The organism is Paenibacillus sp. XY044, from assembly GCF_002257645.1.
GTDB lineage: Bacteria > Bacillota > Bacilli > Paenibacillales > Paenibacillaceae > Paenibacillus_AQ.
Genome location: NZ_NQMO01000004.1, coordinates 52,789 through 75,824, shown reverse-complemented (window position 1 = coordinate 75,824; position 23,036 = coordinate 52,789). Strand labels below are relative to the sequence as shown.

General features: G+C 48.1%; 22 protein-coding genes and 2 pseudogenes. 4 read left to right on the top strand and 20 right to left on the bottom strand.

The window, feature by feature from the left end; translation table 11 throughout:
• Positions 1-2,322 (bottom strand): helix-turn-helix domain-containing protein, encoded by a 2,322-nt coding sequence (locus CJP46_RS17855; RefSeq protein WP_094596990.1) that lies wholly within the window; start codon positions 2,320-2,322, stop codon positions 1-3.
• A gap of 123 nt (positions 2,323-2,445) precedes the next feature.
• Here CJP46_RS17855 and CJP46_RS36850 point away from each other — a divergent pair.
• Positions 2,446-2,573, top strand: a pseudogene (locus tag CJP46_RS36850) (YeeE/YedE thiosulfate transporter family protein); the annotation flags it as partial.
• A gap of 290 nt (positions 2,574-2,863) precedes the next feature.
• On the opposite strand, the gene CJP46_RS17845 reads toward CJP46_RS36850, so the two are convergent.
• The 3 genes and pseudogenes from CJP46_RS17845 to CJP46_RS17840 all read right to left on the bottom strand — a co-directional run.
• Complete coding sequence (locus CJP46_RS17845) at positions 2,864-3,379, bottom strand: DUF3189 family protein (protein WP_094596989.1); 516 nt, start codon at positions 3,377-3,379, stop codon at positions 2,864-2,866.
• Between the two features lie 123 nt (positions 3,380-3,502).
• Positions 3,503-3,640, bottom strand: coding sequence for a stalk domain-containing protein (locus tag CJP46_RS37575; RefSeq protein WP_373558022.1), 138 nt, complete (start codon positions 3,638-3,640; stop codon positions 3,503-3,505).
• A gap of 52 nt (positions 3,641-3,692) precedes the next feature.
• Positions 3,693-3,809, bottom strand: a pseudogene (locus CJP46_RS17840) (hypothetical protein); the annotation flags it as partial.
• Positions 3,810-4,158: 349 nt separating this feature from the next.
• On the opposite strand from CJP46_RS17840, the gene CJP46_RS17835 reads away from it, so the two are divergent.
• Positions 4,159-5,106 (top strand): helix-turn-helix domain-containing protein, encoded by a 948-nt coding sequence (locus CJP46_RS17835; RefSeq protein ID WP_256992411.1) that lies wholly within the window; start codon positions 4,159-4,161, stop codon positions 5,104-5,106.
• 204 nt (positions 5,107-5,310) lie between these two features.
• Positions 5,311-6,261 (top strand): aldo/keto reductase, encoded by a 951-nt coding sequence (locus CJP46_RS17830; RefSeq protein WP_094596986.1) that lies wholly within the window; start codon positions 5,311-5,313, stop codon positions 6,259-6,261.
• 58 nt (positions 6,262-6,319) lie between these two features.
• On the opposite strand, the gene CJP46_RS17825 is transcribed toward CJP46_RS17830, so the two are convergent.
• From CJP46_RS17825 to CJP46_RS17810, 4 genes are all read right to left on the bottom strand, one after another.
• On the bottom strand, positions 6,320-6,961 hold the full coding sequence (locus tag CJP46_RS17825; RefSeq protein WP_094596985.1) for an HAD family hydrolase: 642 nt from the start codon (positions 6,959-6,961) through the stop codon (positions 6,320-6,322).
• Positions 6,962-7,235: 274 nt separating this feature from the next.
• Positions 7,236-8,420 (bottom strand): serine hydrolase domain-containing protein, encoded by a 1,185-nt coding sequence (locus CJP46_RS17820; RefSeq protein ID WP_218831038.1) that lies wholly within the window; start codon positions 8,418-8,420, stop codon positions 7,236-7,238.
• 209 nt (positions 8,421-8,629) lie between these two features.
• The gene (locus CJP46_RS17815; RefSeq protein ID WP_256992410.1) at positions 8,630-9,307 is read right to left on the bottom strand and encodes a pentapeptide repeat-containing protein; all 678 of its coding nucleotides are present in this window, start codon (positions 9,305-9,307) and stop codon (positions 8,630-8,632) included.
• A gap of 114 nt (positions 9,308-9,421) precedes the next feature.
• Entirely contained in the window at positions 9,422-10,087 is a 666-nt protein-coding gene (locus tag CJP46_RS17810; RefSeq protein WP_094596983.1) for a TetR/AcrR family transcriptional regulator, read from the bottom strand.
• Between the two features lie 353 nt (positions 10,088-10,440).
• Between CJP46_RS17810 and CJP46_RS17805 the strand changes: the two genes are divergently transcribed.
• Positions 10,441-11,802, top strand: coding sequence for a DJ-1/PfpI family protein (locus CJP46_RS17805; protein WP_094596982.1), 1,362 nt, complete (start codon positions 10,441-10,443; stop codon positions 11,800-11,802).
• A gap of 62 nt (positions 11,803-11,864) precedes the next feature.
• Here the strand turns inward: CJP46_RS17805 and CJP46_RS17800 are convergent, their stop codons facing one another.
• The 12 genes from CJP46_RS17800 to CJP46_RS17745 form a co-directional block, all read right to left on the bottom strand.
• The gene (locus CJP46_RS17800; protein ID WP_256992433.1) at positions 11,865-12,509 is read right to left on the bottom strand and encodes an HAD family hydrolase; all 645 of its coding nucleotides are present in this window, start codon (positions 12,507-12,509) and stop codon (positions 11,865-11,867) included.
• A gap of 197 nt (positions 12,510-12,706) precedes the next feature.
• On the bottom strand, positions 12,707-13,303 hold the full coding sequence (locus CJP46_RS17795) for a chloramphenicol phosphotransferase CPT family protein (protein ID WP_094596980.1): 597 nt from the start codon (positions 13,301-13,303) through the stop codon (positions 12,707-12,709).
• A gap of 183 nt (positions 13,304-13,486) precedes the next feature.
• Complete coding sequence (locus CJP46_RS17790; protein WP_094596979.1) at positions 13,487-14,026, bottom strand: GNAT family N-acetyltransferase; 540 nt, start codon at positions 14,024-14,026, stop codon at positions 13,487-13,489.
• 119 nt (positions 14,027-14,145) lie between these two features.
• A complete protein-coding gene (locus CJP46_RS17785) occupies positions 14,146-14,868 on the bottom strand; it encodes a nucleotidyltransferase domain-containing protein (protein ID WP_094596978.1) in 723 nt (240 codons plus the stop codon).
• A gap of 69 nt (positions 14,869-14,937) precedes the next feature.
• Complete coding sequence (locus CJP46_RS17780) at positions 14,938-15,213, bottom strand: hypothetical protein (RefSeq protein ID WP_094596977.1); 276 nt, start codon at positions 15,211-15,213, stop codon at positions 14,938-14,940.
• 152 nt (positions 15,214-15,365) lie between these two features.
• Complete coding sequence (locus CJP46_RS17775; protein ID WP_373558021.1) at positions 15,366-16,295, bottom strand: tRNA dihydrouridine synthase; 930 nt, start codon at positions 16,293-16,295, stop codon at positions 15,366-15,368.
• A gap of 464 nt (positions 16,296-16,759) precedes the next feature.
• Complete coding sequence (locus CJP46_RS17770; protein WP_076176774.1) at positions 16,760-17,401, bottom strand: peroxiredoxin-like family protein; 642 nt, start codon at positions 17,399-17,401, stop codon at positions 16,760-16,762.
• Between the two features lie 99 nt (positions 17,402-17,500).
• Positions 17,501-18,016 (bottom strand): hypothetical protein, encoded by a 516-nt coding sequence (locus CJP46_RS17765; protein WP_094596975.1) that lies wholly within the window; start codon positions 18,014-18,016, stop codon positions 17,501-17,503.
• 512 nt (positions 18,017-18,528) lie between these two features.
• Entirely contained in the window at positions 18,529-19,107 is a 579-nt protein-coding gene (locus tag CJP46_RS17760; RefSeq protein WP_094596974.1) for a TetR/AcrR family transcriptional regulator, read from the bottom strand.
• Positions 19,108-19,435: 328 nt separating this feature from the next.
• A complete protein-coding gene (rlmD, locus tag CJP46_RS17755) occupies positions 19,436-20,971 on the bottom strand; it encodes a 23S rRNA (uracil(1939)-C(5))-methyltransferase RlmD (RefSeq protein ID WP_094596973.1) in 1,536 nt (511 codons plus the stop codon).
• A 355-nt stretch (positions 20,972-21,326) separates the two neighbouring features.
• Positions 21,327-22,208 carry a diacylglycerol kinase gene (locus CJP46_RS17750; protein WP_094596972.1) on the bottom strand — a complete coding sequence of 294 codons (882 nt, stop codon included), beginning with the start codon at positions 22,206-22,208 and terminating at the stop codon, positions 21,327-21,329.
• A 51-nt stretch (positions 22,209-22,259) separates the two neighbouring features.
• A complete protein-coding gene (locus CJP46_RS17745) occupies positions 22,260-23,036 on the bottom strand; it encodes a sirohydrochlorin chelatase (RefSeq protein ID WP_094596971.1) in 777 nt (258 codons plus the stop codon).

The window sequence follows — 23,036 nt, the reverse complement described above, 5'->3', positions numbered from 1 at the left end:
TCATGATTGATGGATCGTGCGATATTTAGCCGGGGTAATTCCTTCATAACGGCGAAAGTTACGGATGAACGAGTTCCTTCCCCAATAGCCAATATGTCCGGCAATATCGTCGATTTTCATATCCGTTTCGAGCAAAAATTGCTTCGCTTTCGAAATCCTGTACTTGGCGATGTATTCCACATACTTCTCACCCACCTCTTCCTTGAACATGCGGCTGAAATGCCCGGCGGACATGTTCATTTGCTCCGCGAAATGTTCAATGGAGAGCTCTTCGTTATAATGGGTCCGGATATAGTCCAAAATTTCGGCAAACTGTTGTTTACGATCCGACGCTTCGATCGTCCGGAACAATACGCCGTGTATTTCCCGGAACGTTTGCCTCATTTCTTCCCAGGTTACACAGCGGTTGATAGCGGCAAACAACTCGGAATATGCCGAGATGTCAAAATCGTTTCGCTGACTTTCGATGGCGCGAGCCCAAGTATTCAGTACATCGGTGCCCAAGTTCTTCATCTGATCTGCGTTCGCATTGCTTCGCATTCCAGCGTCCAGCAAGTCGAACACGGACTGAAGCAAGTTTTTGCAATCGCCGGCTTTATACCTATTGAAGATCCGGTTCACTTCTTGAGAAGACAAGAAACCGTCTCCTGATGATCGCTCCTTCCACACCCTTTGTTCGCTGCAAATTTCGGCACCCGCGTGCAAACTCTTATAATGGAGCATCGAAAGCGCATGGTTGTAAGACTGATGGAGGGCGGCGACGGAATGGACCGTTTCCCCGATTCCAATGGAAGCTTTGTAATAAGGATGCTCCAGGAGCAGCTTTATAGCATACGCTGTTTCCTTGGGGGCACAAAGCCGATTTTCTTCGTGATGCAATACGCAGGACAATTGTTCGGAACGTGTTTGACATACCCAAATCATCGCCGGGGACAGCTTGCGAATTTTCTCCTTCAGTTCGGCAAGCATAAATGATTTGGACGTTTTAGACAGCTGTTCCGCGAACGGCGAATAGTATTGGATATCAATGCAGAGGACGGTTGCGGCTGTTACCGGCTTGTATGGGAAGGCAATTTCTTTCGCGTAATATTCGATGGATAGGCTGTCGCGGTATTCACCAAACAACACTCGAACAATAAATTGCTCCTGGACGATCGGGAACATGCCGTTTACCGTCTGTATCAGCTCTTTGTTCTTAGAGATTAGCAAATGCGAAAACCGTTTTATCGTATCGAACTCGTTGCCGCTGTGGGAGCCGGGTGCGTCGTCCAGATGCGGATGCTGCGATTCCAGCCCCGTTTTAATTTCGCGAATCGGGTTGTACAATCTTCGGCTCAAATCATAAGAAACCAAGCCGCCTACGACGATAAACATGCCAAGCAGTACGAACGTCATCGCGCGGATCGTTCTTGCCGGCTTCATTAGGGTGGGCAGATCGATCATGCTCACATAATACCAATTATCGTTGAACCGGGATTTGGCGAATGATAGCGCTTTCTTATTTTGGTTTAAAAATAAAGTCTGTTCCGGATTCATACGGATCATCGCTGCAAATGAATCAGGCTGGAGCTCGGACGATCCGTTCGAGATCAGGACGGAGCCGGACGAGTTGACCAGCATCGTATCCGTTACCCACTTCTCCTGAATGCCCAATCGCTCGCGAAGCTTATTTAGATCAAGATTCACGACCAAATAGACTTCGGGATTGCTATTGTTGAATGGATAGCTCATCAGCACGGCGGTGTTCGAGTGGGTTGAAACGATGTCCCGAGTGAATGGCGGCCTTTCAAATACCGTATGCGGTTTTGTAAAAACCATCGATTTCTTGCCAGTAAAATTGGCAAAGTAGGATGGTATATCCGTATTTTTGATCAGATACTGTTCCTGGAAATACTCGTCTTTGTTGTTGTATGTATTGCCGTCGATGACAAGATCCTCGCTCGCAAAGTACAGGAACGATTTGTACACCAGATTTTCCGAATCCAGTTTATTCATTTGTTGCATGAGCGAGTGGATCCATTCATAGTGCTGTGTGAGTTCGGCCGGATCGCCGGACGTTCTGGGAAAGTTCTTGATGCTTGCAGTTGACAGCATGTTCACCATATCACGTTCGAGAGAGGCGAAGGTGTCATCGGTTTGCTCCGAGAAATGCTGCATGATGGTATTGTTCAATCTTTCCGCATCATGCTCAATCAACCGGACGACAAAAAAATTGGTCAGTACGGCGGCTACGATGACCGGGATAAGAATCAGCGCGAAGTAGTTAGCGAACAACCGACAGAACAGCACAGTGCGATACGTTTGCCAGAAACGGTTCACCATGACAACCCTCCTAATAAAATTTCATAAATTAAAATAAATTACAAAATATTATTTCATCCCTATTTTAAACTATTTTCACTAAATTTGTATTTGTTTACTTTGCAAAATGTCACCGATGATCAGAGCCTTATATTTGGAATCGGGATTATCTTGGCCGGTGGCTGTGCAACGGGTCCATGGTACCGTGCCGGGAAGGTCTGATTGGCAGCTGGATCGCGCTTGTTGGTTACATGGCCATGAGTGCAACAATATAGACTGGAGCACTTGCCCCAGTCTACGATGGAATCCAAGAAATATGTGTATTACCACACCATCTGCAAATCTGTTGCAGTATATCGTTCAATCACGCTTCCTGCTCGTTAGTTTAGAGATGTGCACAGTAGGTCCGGATATGACAGAAAAAGCCAACGTTTATAAAACGTTGACTTACTCGCCAATACTTTTTCAACTAACAATAACGGCTGCAATTGTAAAACAATTCCCCAAAAAGTTTTAAAGATAACAATTGTTCATTGCACAATTTATTAACAGAGATAAAACATTATTTTTTATACATTTCATTTTCTAATATGATGACTTTTTCCTCATTAGAGGACTTCGCTGTTCGCTTCGTATTTTCAACCAACTGAAAAATATGATCGCAGCACTGTTTAGTACCCATAATTAATAACGGAACACCTATGAAATCGATTTTTAATCCTCTTGAAAAGAAACCCCCAATTGACATGACGATCGGTACAGTCGGTGACGTATTAGAGAATATTATTTTTTCTTGAAAATGATGTTTGCTTTGTAGTAACAAGCTTAAGTCTTTTAATGCCGGAACAACAAGTTTGGAGGATTTTCGTCCTATTGTATATACTGAATCTCCATTTTCGTCTATCCCGTGAAAGATGATTTTCCCAAAATCATCTTTGGTTAATTTATTGAAATAGTTAACATCTAATATTTCTTCTTTAGTTAGTTTTCGTTCTGATTGGGTAATTTCATTTAAATGATAAGCAGCTGCAAGAGCTGTTGTATGTGTCCCGCCATAGTCATTATAGATATAAATCATGATATCATCCTTTATACTTTTATCTATAGATATTATTGTCAGTAATATTAGTTTCAATTCGGATGATGATCTTTTAGCTCTTATTACACAGTATCGTCCGGATACGACAGAAAAAGCCAACATTTATTTTTGAATAAGAATGTTGATTACTCCATTACTTTTTGTATAACGAACTACATTCCCGTAAGCCTCTGCAATTCCTCTGATCGGCAAATAAACACGCCCATTTGCCAAAACCGCTCCTTGACGAAGCTCAAAGATTTTGCCATTATCTTTACTTCTTTTTACCCGATCTTTATTGTAAATCTCTCCTTTATGTAATCATCCGAGTGTTATTATTTGAGACGACGATGAGATTAATCTGTTCAAGTCCCTCACAATGTTTCGCCTTAATAACCAATTCTTGAACCAAGGATTTACCTATTCCATTTCTTCGAAATTCAGTAGTCTAAACGTAGTAATTTACTTTAATATCACTTAACAGGCACGATTCATTCTTTCGTAGTAAGCCCCGGTCATCTTTCATAGTCGAAAACAGTATCCAGGAAAACCTGCTCGTTTGGAGCTAAATGAACAAGTCGTTTGAGCTTTTCAGCAAAGTATTCTCGCCGGGTTCCAGTTATACTAAAAGTATAAGTGTTGAAAAGTTTGTTAAGAAACATGGAGGATGGTTCGTTTGAACATTGGGCAAAGCACATCGTTATCAGGTACCGTCCAAACGGCTTCTAATTATTCTACAGGTAAGCGCAGACGGGCATATCCGAAAGGATGATTATGAAATGGAAACTAGAGCAATCGCAGGAACAAGTAAGGCGGGGACGTCCACGACTATGAGATCAAGCAAAATGGTCAGGGTGCCTCATGAACTGGTAAAGTCTCCGAATAAAAAAGGAAGCTTGAAGCTGGATGGGATGTCCGTTATCGAATTCTGTTTTTACACGCAAGGCATAAAAGGAAAGTTTTTTTTGCAGGATCATCTTCTGCTAATCGTCAAGTCGGGTGTCTATACCATTCGCTTCGGTGATCGAGAATACACGATACGGAGCAACGAAATGATGTTTATTCATAAATCAACGGGAGTCGAGTACGAGAAAGCAGGTGAACCCGATTCCGATTATATCCTCGACTATACGATGTTTTTCCTGAACGAGAAGATCGTAGATGAATTCCTCAAATTCGCCGGTTTAAAACCAATTCATCTCGTGAATGATGTTGTTCCGATAACCGTCTTTCCGATCAATGACCGCATTGGAAGCTATATCCAGTCGTTAAAACCCTTTTTCGAGAACCCTGACGAAGTCAAAGAAGGACTCGTTCGTGTAAAGCTGATGGAATTGCTGTTTCATATCGCAGATTCGAATGATCGTTTGTTGCATCAAATGATGCAACCCATAAGCAAGGAAAGAGGCAGCATTGCAAAGATCATGGAGGAGAACTTCATGAATCCCGTTTCCCTTAACGACCTAGCCTATTTGTCCGGCAGAAGCCTGGCGGCGTTCAAAAGGGATTTTCAAGCGATATACAACACCTCCCCGCTCAAATGGGTTCGCAATCGAAGGCTGGATAAAGCCAAGGAACTGTTAGCGGAAACCGTGTTATCTGTTACGGATGTCTGTTTTTCGACCGGATTTGAAAATATCGCTCACTTTTCCAAAGTATTCAAGGAAAAATTCGGACTCCCGCCGTCAGAGTTTAGACGACAGCTGAGGTTGAAGGAGGATGCCTAAAGGGGCTAAAAAATGGCTGCACATGCACCTGCACCTGATTTGAAGATACCGTTTCGCGGAACGGTATTTTGTTATGTACAGAAACCAAAATGAGCTAAATAAACAAATAGAAATGAGCTTGTAGGCAAAGAAATTCATTCGTCTCCTTGATATTCTTATCTCATGCAGTGAACGCTTCACTAATATAGAAAGGTGTTGAAACCAATGAAAAAGGTAAAATTGCAAAATGAAATGATTCCTCCGATCGCTCTTGGCACCTGGTCATGGGGAACCGGTCAAGGCGGCGGGGATGCTATTTTCGGGAATCATCTTACCGCGGAAGACTTAAAACCGGTTTTTGATGCGGCGATGAAAGCCGGACTCCATTTATGGGACACTGCGACTGTGTACGGAATGGGAGCCTCCGAAAACATTCTGGGCGAGTTTACCAAAGGCCGCGACGATGTGCTGCTCTCAACGAAATTCACTCCGCAGCTTGGCGGGCCTGTTGAAGACCGCTTGAACAGCAGCCTGAACCGGCTCGGCGCAGACCAGACGGATATCTATTGGATCCATAATCCTCTTGATGTAAAAAGATGGACTCCAGAGCTGATTCCGCTCATGAAAAGCGGAAAAGTAAAATATGCAGGCGTCTCCAACCACACTCTGGAGGAAATCCAGCTAGCGCAAAGTATTTTGGCTGAAGAAGGGCTGGAAATCTCTGCTGTACAAAATCATTACAGCCTACTTTACCGTTCGTCCGAAGAAGCCGGAATTATTGATTACTGCAACGAAAACAACATTGTGTTTTTCTCCTATATGGTATTGGAACAGGGCGCATTAACTGACAAATACAATGCGAAAAATCCTCTCCCCAGCGGCACCAGAAGAGGAGCGGCGTTTGATGAAGACGTGCTTGCGAAACTGGAAGGCCTGATCCATGTTATGAAGGAAGTCGGCAATCATCACAATGCGAATTCTGCACAAGTTGCCATCGCCTGGGCCATTGCGAAAGGAACCGTTCCGATCATCGGCGTTACGAGAACTTCCCAAATTGCTGATGCTGTAAAAGCCGCCGAAATCACGCTGACAGCACAGGAAGTCCATGATCTTGAAGCAGCGGCGAAGGAGACAGGAATAGTAATCAAAGGTGAATGGGAAAAGCCGATGCATTAATCACTATAATCCGTCTTTTGCCGGCCTTACCAGGTCCAAACGAAGGTTCTAGGGTCTCTCAGCTTACTTTCAGGATGATGTCCTTTAGTTCAATCAGCGTCTTGATTCGATAGTTGGCCTGTGAGAAGTCATGTGTTTTGGTGAAGTCGTTATGGACAATAGCACAGTCAATACCAGCTGCCACGGCTGAGTTCAGCCCTCTGTTTGAGTCCTCTACAACCAGGGTCTCTTCTTTGGTAGCTCCGAAGCGCTTTAGGCCGGTCAAGTATGGTTCCGGGTGCGGCTTGGTGTGCTCGTAGTCTTCACGAACAAGGACGAATTCCATGAATTGTATGATCTGGCGCTTTTCATGTATAAGCTGAAAATCCGCACGTTTTGCAGTTGTCACGATAGCCATGCGGACGTACTTTGACAATTCGGCTAGAGTTTCAACTACACCTTCAATCTCAATGGCTTCTGTTCTAAGATATTCCTGATAATAGACGTTGCGGACCTCACGCTGCTTGCTGATGGTCTGTTCATCAATACCTGCCGCCCTAGCTTGCGACCAAGTGCCCAATGACTGGGTCATGTCGCGGAGGTATTGATCTTTATCCAAGGTAAATCCAATGTCGGCCAGAGCGCGTTCTCCCGCTTTGTAATACCAAAATTCAGTATCTACCAAAACACCATCATGATCGAAAAGTATGTACTTCTTCATTGTTTGGTTCTCCTTTGTCAGCTGTGGTAACCATTCGTGCCATCACGCGCTGTTGATCACCCTAAATAGACAGGCCTGATGTGTTACTGAAGAAATAAGTTATTAAATAATTTCGGTTCTACAATGACTCTATCCTTCCCGTTAGTTGAATAAAGCCAGCCGATCAAAGTAATCTGCTGGCTTCTTGTTCATTATTGAACTATCGTCTTCGTTAGCGTAACATCGTCTATGAATTTTTATATTACAAGCCTCAAGGCGTACGGGGCCACGGTGCTCAGTCCTGTTTACTGGCCGGCTCGACCGCGTCAGCCGACCCGGCCTGCCCGCCGCCGAACACCTCCTCGACGAGCCTCGGAATCGCCTTCTGGAACGCCGCTGCCAGGGACATGGCGGCGTCGTCCACATAATTCACGGAGGCGGTCAGGGTCTTGCTGCCGTCTGGCGTGCTGTACATCAATGCCGCGTAGCCCGAAATGCCGCCGTTGTGGGTGATGATGGTAATGTCGCCGTTCGGACCGGCGTTCTGCACGAACACCCCCAAACCATAGCCGATTTTGGGATACGGCTTGCACATCTCGGCCAGCAGCGGGGCCGGGAGGAGCTTGCCGCCCATCAGCGCGGAGATAAACGTGTGGAGATCCTGGGTGGTCGAGATCATATCACCACCGGTGGAGATCCAGGAGGGGTTCTGGCGGGTGATGTCGACCGTCTTCTGCTCGCCGGCGTCCTCGTACCGGTAGTAGGCGTGGGCATGCGGTTCGGGAATCTCCGGCTGGGTGTCTGGTACCACGGTACCCGACAGCCCAAGCGGCCCCAGTATTAGCCGCTGCATCTCCTCGGCGAGCGAGCTGCCGGTGACCTTCTCGATCAGCAACCTGGCCAGCACGTAGTTGGTGTTGGAATAGCTCCAGTCCGTTCCCGGCTCGAATCGCGCCGACTTGGATAATGCCAGCTGTACCAGTTCCTCCGGCCGGTAGGTCTTGAACCGGTTGTCTACCCACTCCTGGCCCTGCCAGGGGATCCCCGGCACGACCGTCCCGTCTTCGTAGTACTCGCCGGTGAAGTTGAACACCCCGCTGGTGTGTTGCAGCAGCATCCGCACCGTGATCCGCGGGTCCAGCCCGAACTCAGTCAGGTAGTCAACCACCGGGTCGTCCAGCCCGATCCTGCCCTCGGCAACCAATTGCAGCACCACGGTCGCGGTGAAGGTCTTGGTGTTGCTGCCTATCCGGAAGTGCCCGTTTGTAGGCGGCTTCGCCTCCTCGCCCAATCTGCTCACCCCGGCGCTGCCGACCCACTCGCCCTGCTCATCGTGCACGCGCAGCTGCACTCCGAGGAAACCGGAATCGACGATCTCCTGGATGGCCTTCTGCAGCTCCGGGCGATCCTGCCCGGCAGCGAATCCTTTTTCCTTCATATTTTCTGACGAACTAAAATTTTCTGTTGTTTTCTTTTCCATTTCGTTTCCCTCACTTTACTTTTTTATCAGTCCAATTGGTTTAAACTACAAACTCTCTCCCAGCTTGGCGTTCTCCTTTATCATAGGATCCGCTTGTGTTCTTTCACTATAGAAGGCTCCGAAACGTCACCTTTCAGCACTTGGAGCTGCTTGTTGGATTTTTGCAGTCCTTTGCTTGAATGATCTTGGTTTTCATCGGATCCCCTCCCTTAAATGACGGTGACTTTTGACAAATTGGCATCCATGCCTTTGAGAGCAGCAAATGTCAGTTTATCCATTGTCGCGCCGTCAAAGCAGATCGTTTTGATCATGCGATAGTACTTCTTAGTAAAGGTAAACCCCGGTTGGAAAGAAACATTATTTAATGTAGCGCCCTTGAACGAAGCGTTGCTTAAATCCGCTCTGTCAAACTTCACACCGATAAACGTCTGTCCGTCGAAACGCTGCCCGCTCAGATCGGAGTACTTGAAGTCAACCCCGTCAAACCAACAGTCCTCAAATATCGTTGTTTTCAGATCGGTCGCCGTTAACGTGACGTCGGTCATCCTTACACCCGTGAATTTGGCTCCGTTAAGATTCGCGCTGCTGAAGTTGGTTCGTACAAGAATTGACTTATTGAAGCTTGCATTTGTCAGGTCAAGCGCAGACAGGCTGCAGTCCGTCAGATTCGTGCCGTCAAAGTTGGCTTCGCGTACGTCGCTTCTATTAAACGTACTGCCGGTCAAATCCGAGCCCGAAAAGTCGGAACCGGCGAGCGCGCTGCCCTTAAACTGTCCTTTATGGGCCGTAACGCCCGCTAAGTCACTCTTCGCCAGGTTGCTTCCGCTAAAATTGGTCACGACTTGCTGTTCCAGCGAGCGGGTGCTCATTGTCAATTTCTGATTCATTACATTCACGTCTCCTTATAATTAAGTTTTCTAACAAGCACTTTGAATCCGGATCACCTATTCATACCAACCGTTGGTATGAATAGACTTAAAAATAAGCTGCCTCTCGGCAGTTTAGTTTTCTTTGCTGACTTCTCTAGCTGACATACGCAACAGTTCCTCGTACCGTTGAATCATTTGCTCATCGAACAGGTCAAGCCCCAGGCCTTTCAATATTTCATCGAAAAGCTTTACCTTGCGTAACACTACCTCGGGCGAAGCTGGAATGATCGCCGGGTTTAGCCAAATGTTGGTGAGTACCATCAGCACTTCGCTAAGCTCCCTAGGATAGTCGGTTCGGATCGATCCGTCTCGCATACCCTGTTCGATGATGGGCTGGATATAGATGGGTACGGCTTTATCGATGATGTTCTCGATCAGTGCCGCCAGCATCTTCGGATTGCGCAAGAGGTTCGGTGCCACCGATGCCAATTCGTCTTGGGCGGGATTGTCGAGAGAGACGAGGGAAATCTTGCGAAGCTTTTCCCGTCCGTTCAGCTCCTTGTCGTCCCGGACACTGGACAGCATATCATCAACACCTTGGAACAAATGATCGGTGACAGCCTGCAGGATCTCCTCCTTCGACTTGAAGTGATGGTAAATTGCCCCTTTTGTCAGCCCGCCCAGCTCGTTGATGATATCCTGAACGGAAGTCTGCTCGTATCCCTTTTGAATGAACAGGTTAAGAGCCACGGTTAAGATCTGGTTGATTGTTTCTTCAGGATATTTATTCCTTGCCATACGTCTCCTCTTTTCATACATTCGGTTGGTATGTAACAAATATATCCGATCATCCTTTTAATGTCAACACCAAAAAAAAATCATTTGACTACTTATTTACAACTTTATTTTTTCGGTCTAACATCATGCTTCGGCAGCGTTGTCGAATAGCCCTTTTGAGTCATATTCAGAAAAGGTCGGGTCAGCTATTATGATAATGTAACGACATGCGTTATCCGGATATAAACTCTGCCTGGACCTAAGTCGGGGAAAATAACCGTCTTCGGATGGTTTTTCAATTTTTCTTTTCTTAGTATCCTTTAATTGGGAAAGTTAATAACAAATATTTACTTACTGATTAAAGGAGAGAGAAAATGAAGAAAGTATGGCGTTTCGTTGTATATGCATGCGTTACGATTCTCGTAGTAGGAGGAACCGGAGCGGTCGGTTACATGCGTACGATGCAGGAGTCTATGTCGGTTTACGATAAGCCGGTTCCTACTTCTTTACAAAGCGTCCAAGCCCCTGCCTATGATTCGAAAAAGCCGACAGTAGCCGTGATGTTGGCGAATGAAGTGACCGAGGTGTTTGATTTCCTTGTACCTTACGAAATGTTCTCCATGACAGGCTCATACAATGTGTTTGCGGCTGCGCCCGACAAAAACGTCAAATCGTTGACAGGCGGTCTTGATATCGTGCCCCATTATACTTTTGATGAATTAGATCAATTGACGAGTAAAGGTCCGGATATTATCGTCATCCCTTTCATGCCGATTTTGGATGAAGCGAAATACAAGCCTGTCCGCGATTGGATAAGGAAGCACTCGGGCAAAGAAACGACATTACTGTCCATTTGCAATGGTGCCGAGAATTTGGCCGATACCGGCCTGCTGGATGGAAAATCTGCAGCAACGCACTGGGGAGATATCGGCAGGTTAGAAAAGAAATATAGCGAGGTTACTTGGAAGAGAGACCAGCGTTATGTGGCTGACAGCAATTTGGTCTCGTCTGCCGGGTTGACATCGGGGATCGATGCAACCCTGTACGTAATCTCCCAGCAAATGGGTGAGCCGACTGCTGAGAAAGTGGCGAAGGATATGAATTACCCTTCCTACCATTTTGTTCAACATCCTCAAATGAAGCCTTTCACAGCCGGATTGAGCGATGTCGTATATATTCTGAACAACGCCTTTCAATGGAGCAAGAAAAAAGACGGGATCCTACTGTATGACGGTGCCGACGAACTCATGTTATCCTCTGCTTTTGACACTTATGGGGCTTCCGGAACGACGACAACAATAACGGTATCAAGTAAACGCGATCCGGTAGTGACCCGGCATGGTCTCAATCTCATCGCCCGATATCAAATTGCAGATGCTCCGAAACTCGACAGAATGATTTTCGTAGGCCCGAACGTAAAGACGGTCGCTGCGGGCGATATACGAAACTGGAACGAAAACGGTGGAAAGGCTGAACAGCTTTACCTGCACACCGATTCGCCCGAGCGGTTCGCGATGGAACCAGCGTTTGAAGATCTGGCAAGGCAGGAAGATGTCCGGACGGCCAAATTCGCCGCTAAGCGGCTCGAGTACCGTGCCACGAGCCACTTAAAACTTGAAGGAGCTCCTTTTTCATATGAAGCGTTCGGCATTCCGATCGGTGTCGCCATGGTGTCTCTTTTCGTTCTTTATTTAGCAGACAGACGTTTCGTAAGAAGAAAGAAACTTTCCGCATAAATTGGGATGCGAAAGAAGCATTTAAGACGTCAGGTCTGGATGCTTCTTTTGCGTTAAAGAGATTAGATTAACTTCATATGGATATTGGGCAGAAAGTTAAGTACATCCATCGGGGTATGGGCAAACATTGTTGGACATATCGGCTTAAGTCGTTCATAATTGCCGTCTCCCCAAAGCGCCGCAATACTCCTCATTCGTGCTGCATGAGCTGCTCTTATATCTGAGGGTTGGTCTCCGATATACAGACAATTTTCAGGGAGTGAATTAAAGTGACTTGCAGCGAGAACTAGAGGATCAGGATGAGGTTTATGTTGTAGGGTGTCTTCCTGGGCTACGATAACGTCAAACAAGATGTCCAATGATTTGTCTTGTAATTCTTTTAAGACATGAAACCGCCGTTTAGAAGATACGATTCCCATCCGATAACCTCTCTGCTTCAATTCGTCCAGAAGCTCGGGTACATCTGGGTAGCAAGGGATCTGTTCCGCACGTTCTTGGTAGTAACGTGTTCCCGTATCTAGAATTTGTTTTGCCAAATTGTCATCGAACCATTCTTTATAGACTACAGGAACGGGGCGTCCAACCAGCTGAGAAAATTCGTCGTCTGTCGGCTCCCTTCCAAGCACCTGTTTAAATCCATAACGTGTACCTTCCTTTGCCAACGAATCACTATCTTGAATTGTCCCATCCAAGTCCCACAGAACCACTCTGATCAAAAGTGCCACCACCTCAACTCGATTCCTTCGCAAAATCACTCCATTATCCTGCCCGTTAACTTAACGACGACAGCCTATTATTTTGTCCGGCTGACGTCATGATTGAGCCATTGTTTATTCCAAATCCCCCGCCAGACAGGGGCAATAGCCCCCATCTTGAATATGTTGTTATCTGATGGATTCGCCTTCTATGAAACACTGACCTCTCTTTTACTTAATTTCTTAAATGCAGCATAATCCTGATCGGACTTAATCAAACTTAAAATTTTATCGGCACATTCTGTCGGACTCAACTCTTCAGTATTTACTTCAAGGTCATATTCATTAAAGGAATATACTTTGTCGAATTGGGAAGCTGCTAGTCCAATCCTTCGATCTCCCCTGATTTGCTCTCTTCTTGCGAGTTCTTCTTTCGAGCATATGACACCTACAAACAATGTAGGATAATCAAAAAGTACATCAAGATAATCATTAAACCACTTGTCATTTTCGATTACGGTATCGACGATTACATTCAGTCCCATTTCGGAAAACAATTTAATTGTCGCGTAGTACATGGAGATTATGGGATCAAATATGATTTGTCCGATAACTTCATCATCCAATTTTCTTACAGGTTTAGAATCTGGAAATTTATTATTAATAAAATCATTGTAATTATGATAAAAATCATCAATGGATAAATGATGAAAAAGAATCTCTTTCTGGTTGGTCAGTTCCATGGAAATACTCGTCTTTCCTGCACTTGAAGTTCCGTTCAACAACACAATAAGTCCTTGCTCCAAACGAACCACCCTTACCTATAAGATTTGCGTATCTTTCAGATAAACGTTATCTTCACAAAGTTCAATAAATTATCCAGCTGATAAAATATTCGAGAAACAATTGAATGATCCTGGCCTCTAGGCTAATGAAAATAACGTTTCCCGTTACCTTAATTGCTAATGAAATAAATTGGATTCCATCAATTATTTTATCGACCAAGGAATAGGTGTAACCTGATTGTTCTCCCAGTCTTCCCTAATCACCGCGTAACCGACGGAGTCAAACAATAGCCCGGCTTGTCTCCAAGATTTACGATGATACGCTTCCAACACGAACAACGATTTAGCAAACAGAGCTTGCATAGCCGTGTTATCCATTCGGGTATGTCCTTCAATGCGGATCGCTTCCGGGTATTCAGAGAACACGTGCGAGACGATCCAACTCAAAGCTGACTTTCCGATACCTTTGCCCCGATACTCGCTTCGGATTCTCAGATCGAACATAACAATCGGATCTGAGACGTCAAACAATCGGATCAGCCCGATTTTCTGATGGCCGCCTTTATCAATGATCCAGAACGTTCGGGTATTCTCATTGTGATAGGCGCCATTTTCATAAGCCTTTCTGATATCGGATTCAGCAGGGCTCTCAACTCCATGATAAGGCCAGCTATCTGATGTGAGGAACTGTACGAGCTCCTCAACTTCCTGTTTAACAGATTCAAAAGTGATACTCACGGTCATGACCCCTTTCTGTGGCTATGTGAATATTCCACAATTTCAAAAAAATTTCTCTTATGCCGTCCGCTGCAAAGAGGCTCATTTCATATCACTCAATCATTTACTTCCTAACGGACTCATCTTCAGCTTTCCCAGTAATTCACTTCATTCTCCAGCTGGTCTCCCCATGCCTCATACACTTGATTAAAACCAAAAGATCTTAGTAATTTTTCGGTAGCTCTAAACAATATGATCTGATCCTTGGGGTTAGCGGATTTGGATATTGCTGCAAACCGTTCACTTAAAGCTGTCTTCTGCATTGGAAGATGCTCCAAACGATCGAGTAGGATATCGACTCTATCCAAATAAGGGGGAATAAGCTTATTAATACTAAACAAGCAATTGATTAAGCATATGATAGACGATGAAGCCTGCAGTAAAGATCCAAGTTCATTATTTCTTCTTACTGCCTTCATAGATCGGTAAAAAGCATTCAGATAGGCATCCAACCATCTCGTGGCATGTCTTTCAAATTCTTGATCAGATAGTGTACAGATTTCATGAATAACCGATGGCAGCCATGTGGTATGGTCAACGATGATTTGAGCAGTTAAAAAGGCGTTCGCTCGCCAATCCGATAATTTTTGAAGCCCTTTAATCTCCTCTTCGCTTATGTAGGATACATCCCATTTCCAAGCCGCGTTGGGAAGATGCAACACGGGCTCGGACTGTTGATAGACGACAAGTAAATCGACATCCGAGTGCTGGTCATGAGCGTCAGCTGAAACTGAACCCATTAAAAGTACACCTAATACATTGGGCTGACTACAATTTTCATATACTAGCTGTTTGATTTGATCAATCATACGAACACCCCCACGATTGTATACTTTTTTTTGTCACTATGAATACAAGTTCTTTTACACTCCTTGCGCCTACATTTCCCGAAGCAGTGAAGTATTCAGCTCCGCTCTTCCCAGGTAACCGCTGCAGATGACAGGGCGGTTAATGATTTCATATAATTTTTTAAGATCCGTAATGTACTCTTGGCTCCAGGTTTCAAACGATTCGAATTCTTCCTTGGAAATTTGGTGGTACTCCGGGGTGTCGGCGATCCCCGTTAAGACCTCATACGCATAGATATCGTCGCCAAACTTTCCTACAGATTGGTATCTGCCTGTTTTCAGACGGATGTAATCGGTGTATCTCAAGGTCATCACTCCATATGGATCATGATTATCGTACAATTATCATAATCTGCCTTTCAGTACAGCACAACCGCAGCCAATAAGGTTAATACCTCCATCGTAGAACGCAAAAAAACTCCATCCCCTCAGGGACGGAGTTACTCCGCATACCTTATTTAACTGTCCCCGCCCTCATCCATACGCTGTGCAAATTCGTCCAAAAGCGCACGCACTTCATCGGTAGACTCCGTGCTCATCAATTGATTTCTGAGTTCACTTGCGCCTCTAAACCCTTTGACATAAATCTTGAAAAAACGATGTAGGGCTTTGAATGGACGGGTCTCTAATTGTTGGGAATACTGATCATGGAGATCCAGCTGCAATCTTAAAAGATCAAGATATTCGGCGCTGCTATGCTCCCTCGGTTCTTTTTCAAAGGCAAACGGATTTTTAAAAATACCACGCCCGATCATGATGCCATCCACACCATATTGTTCAGCCAGCTTCAGGCCCGTTTGACGGTCAGGAATATCGCCATTAATCGTGAGCAGCGTATGTGGCGCCACACGATCCCGAAGTGCCTTAATTTCAGGAATCAGCTCCCAATGCGCATCAACTTGGCTCATTTCATCTCTTGTACGCAAATGGATCGAAAGATTAGCGATGTCCTGCTTCAAAATATGGGTCAGCCAGTCCTGCCATTCATCCACCCTGGTGAAACCAAGTCTGGTCTTTACACTTACAGGCAGTCCTCCTGCTTTGGCGGCTTGGATAATTTCAGCTGCAACCTCTGGACGGAGAATCAATCCGCTTCCCTTCCCATTGGATGCCACATTAGGAACAGGACAACCCATATTGATGTCGATCCCTTTATATCCTAACTTCGCCATACCGATACTCATCTTTTCAAAATACTCCGGCTTATCGCCCCATATATGTGCAACCATCGGTTGTTCATCCTCGGTAAATAGCAAACGGCCGCGCACACTATGATTGCCTTCTGGATGACAGTAGCTCTCCGTATTCGCAAACTCGGTAAAAAACACATCCGGTCTTCCTGCTTTACTCACGACATGACGAAAAACAACATGCGTCACATCTTCCATTGGTGCAAGTATAAAAAAAGGCCGGGGTAAATCAAGCCAAAAATTATCGTTCACTTCAAACTCAATCCTCTCGTAATAATAAAGCTTCAGCCGTTATCCAAAAATATAACGCCTCATATTTGACTTCTTATCCACTTATATCATGCTTCATAACATAATGATTAAATCAAAGTACACTCGGATTTCCAACCCTTCTGATCATATTATATATCAAATTACTCCGAAATTTTTATATTGTCAGATATAAGAAAAACTCTATCGACGTACCTTCCAAGAAGACAGACCGCGTTTAAAGGAAGTTTTTCTTGCAATATCAGGAAGCCATGGCTCTGGAGTTTATACTTTCTGATATTATAAGAAAAAGAACGATCTCCCCAATCAGAGAAATTCGTTCTTTATTCCAATCATTTAATCATGCCATTCCTATGAAACATAGAAGTATAGCGCAATTATTATCGTAGGGTTTACAGCTTTCTCAATTCATGCAAAATATTCTCCGGATCCAACCGCTGCATAAAGTCCGGATTCACGTAGGCAGAACGGATGATGCCGGATTCGTCGATCATAAAGGTGGAAGGAATCGGCAGGATCCAGCGGTTCGTCGCGTTATATTCTGCCAGGTCCATGCCCATTTGTTTCATCATGTTCTGGATGTAATCCGGAACGTCGTAAAGGATGTTATAGAAAGCAGCCACAAGACCGTTGGTGTCGCTCAGTACTTGGAAGGTCAGCTCTTCTTTCTCCTGCTGGGAAAGCGTGTTGTCGGGGCTTTGCGGGCTGACCGCGATCAACTGGCCCCCAAGAGCTTCGATGTCCGGCAGTAACTTCTGATAGGCTTTCAGCTGACTGTTGCAGAACGGGCACCATCCGCCCCGGTAGAAAGTGAGGACAACAGGTCCTCTGGACAGTTCATCATAAAGGTTCACTGTTTCACCCAAGGCATTCTTGAGTGTAAAATCTTTGGCCTTCTCCCCCTCCTGTCGGCCGTAAGGAATACCGGATTCCTGCTGCTCCCGGATCTGACGGAACATCTCTGTTTGAATCTCTATAGGGGTATGCGCGATAAATTGCTGTTTGGTTTCCGCTAAAGCTTGAGTTAATGACATATTTTGCTCTCCTTTTTAATTAAAACTTTCTCATAGAAGCTGCTATAAATCAGATAGACTTGCTGGTTATTGTCAGGCTAAATCTCAATTCATGAAGCTTCATTCGGCAGAAATCTCGGCTGGTGAGGCGAATGCCGCGCGCTTGCCTTGCCTGCGCAAATGGATGATTTGGGCTGTCAAGCCAACAATGAGAATGACGAAGAGACTGGCTTGAGCGCCGAGGAGAATGGGCGAACTCAGATCGGTGACGAAGGGATGGCCGTTAGGAACACGGGTCAGGGTTTCGGTAATGGTCGGCAACATCAGCAGAAACGTCGTCAGGCTCAGGAAGATGGTTTCGAGGTACTTCCCCGCACGCCCAAAGCTCGAAACACGCCCGATGCCGTATCCGGCGAGCAGCAGCAGGAGCGTTGCGGTACCAATGGCATAGCTAGCCGACTGATGTGCGATGGGGAATACTGTGATCGCGCCAATCAGCATCGAAATGAAATAGACGACACCGGGCTTTGACCGGGGCACAATCCGTCCGTAGCGAGCAAACATATAGATAGCCAGCGGAATGGCGGGCAAGCTGCTGAGTGTATGCACCCAGCCGAGTGATGAAATTCCAAACATAATTGTCTCCTTCCAGTCCATAAGGACAAGGTTGATTTGTTTTGTCTTGGCGCGAGCCGATACTAGCGGCTGACAGCATTTCTGATCAAAAATTCATTTGATTGTTATTCGCTACCTACTAATAGGTAGGTTAAAAAGACAAGACTCCGCCATCTGCTTTAAACGTCCCCCGTGCCCATCGTGAAAAGACATTACGCTCGGACCACTCGACGGGACCGGCCACAACCGATATCCCATACTCAGCAGCTCTGGATGTATGTCGGATCCATCGACGGGCAGCAGGGGTCGTTTAGCAAACATTCAGCGACAAGAATACGCCGTTCTCACTGTAGACTGACGATATGTAGACGGCATGCCTCGTATCTGTACTTGGCGGATGAGATGCGATTCGTTCGTAAAATAGCGACCTGATCCTCATTAGAACATAGTCTGCTCTCAAGATGGGTAAAGCTAAAGGGTTCACCTCTTTTCTTCTAGATCATGGCTACAAACCATCGCCATCGCGGCTTTCATCACGAAGAGAATCGCTCCAAGAGTGAGCTTGTGACGACGCCGAATATCTTCGGATCTCCATAGGCCCGCGCTGAGAGCATCGCGCCGTGAACTGTCGCCATGAACGCTTCGGCCTCATCATGAGGGGTACCCATCAGCTGAAGCTCCCCTTGCCGTGCGCCGCGGTCCAGCACAGATGTCAACCAAGCCGACAGGGAGCGGAAATGCGCCCGGACCTCTAGGCCAACTTCCTCGGGCAGGACGGGGAGCTGGCTTGCCAACAGCGCGCAGACACAAAACGGAGCGCTGTCGTCCATGATGCAGGCTTCCCAATAACCAGTGTAGAACCGAAGCAGTTCGAGCGGATCGGACACCTGATGCTCGAGATTCGCCATCCCCTCTTCGGCTTCTTTCCGATACCGCGCAACCAGCGTTCGGACCAGATCGACCTTGCTTGGGAAATGGTGATGGATGCTCGCCTTACGAATCCCAACCACATCAGCGATGTCGGCATAACTGAAGCCGTTGTAGCCGCCAGCGATGATCAGAGAACGCGCACAAGCCAGGATTTCGTCATAGGTGTTAGATAAATTGTTCATATCGTCATTCTACCTTCTGGTAGGTAGTTTGTCAAATGGCGGCATAGGGGCAAAGCTGGACGGAATCATCAGTAGGGTAAAATGCAGGCGGGGCAAGGGTTTTAGCGGGTTCTGGGTTCTGGGTTCAGGGTCGAGGGGAAACAGTATGCACGTATCCTGTCCCGCTCCCTAAAAATAATATTCCCTGCCCCTGGGTTCCCCCGGCGGATATCGATTGGGTTTAAAAAAGCCGAGGAAAAACAGGAGTAAATACCTGAATTTCGTTCGGCTCTTAGGCAAACTATTTAGGCTTTATGCAGACTAATTAGGCTTTGGGTTAACTTTATTGCTAATTACAACTATCCTTCACCAACCAAGCCACCGATTCCACATGCACCGTATGCGGAAACATATCCACCGGCGTCACTTCCACCGTGCGATACCCGCCGTCCTCCAGCAACCGCAAATCCCGCGCCAGCGTGGAAGGATTGCAGCTCACATACACCACCCGCTCCGGCTTCATCTCCAGAATCGTCTCCAGCAGCTTCTGATCGCAGCCCTTGCGCGGCGGGTCGACGACGATAACATCCGCTTCGATGCCCTGCTCTTTCCAGGCAGGAATGACATCTTCTGACGCTCCAACCTCAAACGTAACGTTGCTCATCCCGTTCAGCTCCGCGTTACGTCGAGCGTCCTCGATGGCCTCCGGCACGATCTCAACGCCGTATACCTTGCCCGCATGCTGGGCCAGAAACAGCGAAATCGTCCCGATGCCGCAGTACGCGTCGATCACGTTTTCCTTCCCGGTTAGCTGCGCATACTCTACCGTCTTCCCGTACAGCACCTCCGTCTGAGCAGGGTTCACCTGATAGAACGACCGCGCCGAGATGGCGAACTTCACGTCGCCGATATAGTCATAAATGACTTCGCTGCCCCACAGCACGCGGGTCACGTCTCCAAAAATCACATTTGTCTGCTTCGTGTTGACGTTCTGGCAGATGCTGACCACCGACGGCAGCTGCTCGCGGATCTCCGAGATCCATTCATCTACATGCGGTATCTTGTCTCCGTTAGTGACCAGGACGATCATCATCTCGCCGGTGCGGAAGGCCACCTTCACCACGACGTGACGAAGCAGGCCTTGGCCGGTTTCTTCGTCATACGCGGTAATGCCGAGCTTGCGTCCGATGGCCTTCACGCGGGCAACGACCTCGTCGTTGTGCTCGTGCTGGATCAGGCAGGCTTCCATGTCGATGATGCGGTGGCTGCCGCGGGCGTAGAAGCCGCCCACCAGGCCGCCTTCGGTGACGCCGATCGGCACCTGGGCCTTGTTGCGGTAGCGCCACGGCTCGTTCATGCCCAGCGTGGCATGAACCTGGATGCCCTGCGCTGCACCGCCCGCTGCGGCAGCGGACACCGGCGCAGCAGCGTCCGCGCCTTCCGCCCCATCGGCGGCCTGCGGCCCGCGCAGTTCGGGCTCACCGAGCACCTGCAGCTTGCCGATGCGCGTCAGGTTGTCCACGACCAGCTGGCGCTTCCACGCGAGCTGAGCGGCATAATCCATATGCTGCAGCTGACAGCCGCCGCACTGGTCGTAGATCGGGCAGGGCGCCGCGATCCGGTCGGGGCTCGCCTGCACGATGTCGAGCAGCTTGGCGTAGCCGTACTGCTTCTTGGTCTTGAGCACCTTCACGCGGACCTTCTCGCCGGGCAGGGCGCCCGCGACGAACAGGGTATAGCCTTCGGCGCGGCCTACGCCTTCTCCGTCGTGGTTCATGCCGATGATGTCGATAACGGCCTCATCGTTTTTCGCTACCGGCAGACCGGCGATCGGTGCAGGCGTGCTGCGGCGGCCGGGATTCCGGCGGCTGTGTCGCTTGTTCATGCTGCTTGAGTCACTTCTTTCAAGTATATTTTGAAAGGGAAAGCCCCGATGCACGGCGGCCTGTCCACTTAAGTTCATTAATGTTTTATGATATTGATCTATGATTTACCCTGCAGGTCATAATCCGCCACCCCAAAACCCTCTGGCTTCATTTCTTCCCCGCATCCTTCCCATTATAACAGAAAAGCGCACAAAAAAAGTCAAGATGCCCTGCCCCCATCCCTGATGGATGAGCCACATGCCGACACCTTAACTCTCCTGCGATGATCCACCGCCTGCACAGTTTCCCTGCGGCCGAATGAACCATCCTGTTCCTATCCCTGTTGTCTATATCGAATGTGTTTAAAAACAAGCCTTAAGCAAAAATCCGCAAATGCTGCGGCAGCACTGAAAACTGCCCCGGCAGCGTTCCGCCGAGCTCCCCGTCCAGGTTCAGCAGCACCTTGCCCGGGGACGTCACTTCCATCGATCTCGTGCGGAAGTAGACGACCTTCTTGTCGTTGAAATGCTCGCCGCGCAGCGCGAGGCTGACCAGCCGCACGAATTCGGCCAGGTTGCATTTCTTGAGGGCGATCACGTCGAGCAGGCCGTCGTCGATCCGGGCACCCGGCGCGAGCTTCTCGAAGCCGCCGACGGAGTTCGTGTTCGTGATCAGGAAGATCATGAACTCGTCATGGATCGTCTCCTGGCCCTCGGCATTGATGATCAGCTCCTGCGGAGACAGGCTGACCATCTTCTCCACGCCTTTAATATAATAAGCGAGCTGGCCGATCATCGTCTTCAGCCGGCTGGGCACGTCGTACGTCAGCTCTGTAAGCGTGCCTCCCCCGGCGATGTTGATGAAATATCGGTCATTCGCCTTGCCCACGTCGATCGGGCGGGTCTGCTGCCGGATGACCAGGTCGCAGTAGTCCTCCCAGTGCCGCGGAATGCCCAGCCCCCGCGCAAAATCGTTCGTCGTTCCAACCGGGAACACGCCGAGCGGCGGCAGGTTATCGCGCTCCGCCATGCCGTTGACGACCTCGTACAGCGTGCCGTCGCCGCCGGCGGCGATGATCATGTCGTACCCCCGCTCTACGGCGTCGATGGCCGCCTTCGTGGCGTCCCCTTCGCCCATCGTGGCATGGCAGGAAGCTTCTATGCCGCCCTGATCGAGCCGGTGCAGAATGTCCGGCAGACGCCGGCGCATCTCCTCCCGGCCTGAGGTGGGATTATAAATTAAACGTGCTCTTTTCATACATACGCCACCTAATAAGTTTATAATTTCCGAATAAGCGCCTGTTGCTTATCATGACGCATCAGCCTCACGCGCAAGCCAGCTCCGGATCTGCCGTTCCATCCAATGGGTCAGCAGCGGGTGGGGCAGCAGCGCTTCGCCCGAGTACCGATAATTTAACCCGTCCAGCCGCTGTGGAATCACCGTGCGGGTGAAATAGCCGTCACTCAAAAACAGCGGAGCAGCAATCACCTGCATCCCGCGTTCCTTCTGCCAGTATTCCACCTTGGCCCGCACGCTGTCGGGCCGAAGCAGGGCATAGTCCGCCGCGGCCAGGCCGCCGATCGCCCGGGCGCTCTCCGCCAGGCGCGAGAGGCCTTCCTCCCAGCGCTCGCGGAAGCCGTCGTGGCTGCTGCCGTGACCAACAAGAATAAGAACCTCCTCGCCGGGGTTCTTCGATTCCGTCTTCACTTTATCCCACACCATACGGGCCACGTCCGGATCGTTGTCGATCGGCTCTCCATACAGGATATTCGACTGAATGCGGAATGGCTCCAGGTCCGTGTCGATGGCCGGGGCGTCAATGACGCCGAGCGCATATGCGATTTCATTCACATGGGTGCTGCCCGAAGAGACGAACAGCGGGATCACCAGTATATCCGTAACGCCCTGACGCTCCAGATCATCGATCCCGTCCTGAATCAAGCGGCCTTCCACGATCTCCAAGAACGAAGCCGCCACAGGGAGTTCTCCCCGCAGCGGCAGCTGTTGGACGGCATCGTCGACCAGCTGGACCCAGGAAGATTCCCTGGAGCCGTGACTGATAACAAGTACCCCCGGTTTGCGCAT

Coding starts and splice junctions, on each gene's coding strand:
- CJP46_RS17855 (WP_094596990.1), bottom strand. CDS start 2,322: ATGGTGAACCGTTTCTGGCAAACGTATCGCACTGTGCTGTTCTGTCGG.
- CJP46_RS17845 (WP_094596989.1), bottom strand. CDS start 3,379: ATGATTTATATCTATAATGACTATGGCGGGACACATACAACAGCTCTT.
- CJP46_RS17835 (WP_256992411.1), top strand. CDS start 4,159: ATGGAAACTAGAGCAATCGCAGGAACAAGTAAGGCGGGGACGTCCACG.
- CJP46_RS17830 (WP_094596986.1), top strand. CDS start 5,311: ATGAAAAAGGTAAAATTGCAAAATGAAATGATTCCTCCGATCGCTCTT.
- CJP46_RS17825 (WP_094596985.1), bottom strand. CDS start 6,961: ATGAAGAAGTACATACTTTTCGATCATGATGGTGTTTTGGTAGATACT.
- CJP46_RS17820 (WP_218831038.1), bottom strand. CDS start 8,420: ATGGAAAAGAAAACAACAGAAAATTTTAGTTCGTCAGAAAATATGAAG.
- CJP46_RS17815 (WP_256992410.1), bottom strand. CDS start 9,307: ATGAATCAGAAATTGACAATGAGCACCCGCTCGCTGGAACAGCAAGTC.
- CJP46_RS17810 (WP_094596983.1), bottom strand. CDS start 10,087: ATGGCAAGGAATAAATATCCTGAAGAAACAATCAACCAGATCTTAACC.
- CJP46_RS17805 (WP_094596982.1), top strand. CDS start 10,441: ATGAAGAAAGTATGGCGTTTCGTTGTATATGCATGCGTTACGATTCTC.
- CJP46_RS17790 (WP_094596979.1), bottom strand. CDS start 14,026: ATGACCGTGAGTATCACTTTTGAATCTGTTAAACAGGAAGTTGAGGAG.
- CJP46_RS17785 (WP_094596978.1), bottom strand. CDS start 14,868: ATGATTGATCAAATCAAACAGCTAGTATATGAAAATTGTAGTCAGCCC.
- CJP46_RS17775 (WP_373558021.1), bottom strand. CDS start 16,295: ATGGAAGATGTGACGCATGTTGTTTTTCGTCATGTCGTGAGTAAAGCA.
- CJP46_RS17770 (WP_076176774.1), bottom strand. CDS start 17,401: ATGTCATTAACTCAAGCTTTAGCGGAAACCAAACAGCAATTTATCGCG.
- CJP46_RS17765 (WP_094596975.1), bottom strand. CDS start 18,016: ATGTTTGGAATTTCATCACTCGGCTGGGTGCATACACTCAGCAGCTTG.
- CJP46_RS17760 (WP_094596974.1), bottom strand. CDS start 19,107: ATGAACAATTTATCTAACACCTATGACGAAATCCTGGCTTGTGCGCGT.
- rlmD (WP_094596973.1), bottom strand. CDS start 20,971: ATGAACAAGCGACACAGCCGCCGGAATCCCGGCCGCCGCAGCACGCCT.
- CJP46_RS17750 (WP_094596972.1), bottom strand. CDS start 22,208: ATGAAAAGAGCACGTTTAATTTATAATCCCACCTCAGGCCGGGAGGAG.
- CJP46_RS17745 (WP_094596971.1), bottom strand. CDS start 23,036: ATGCGCAAACCGGGGGTACTTGTTATCAGTCACGGCTCCAGGGAATCT.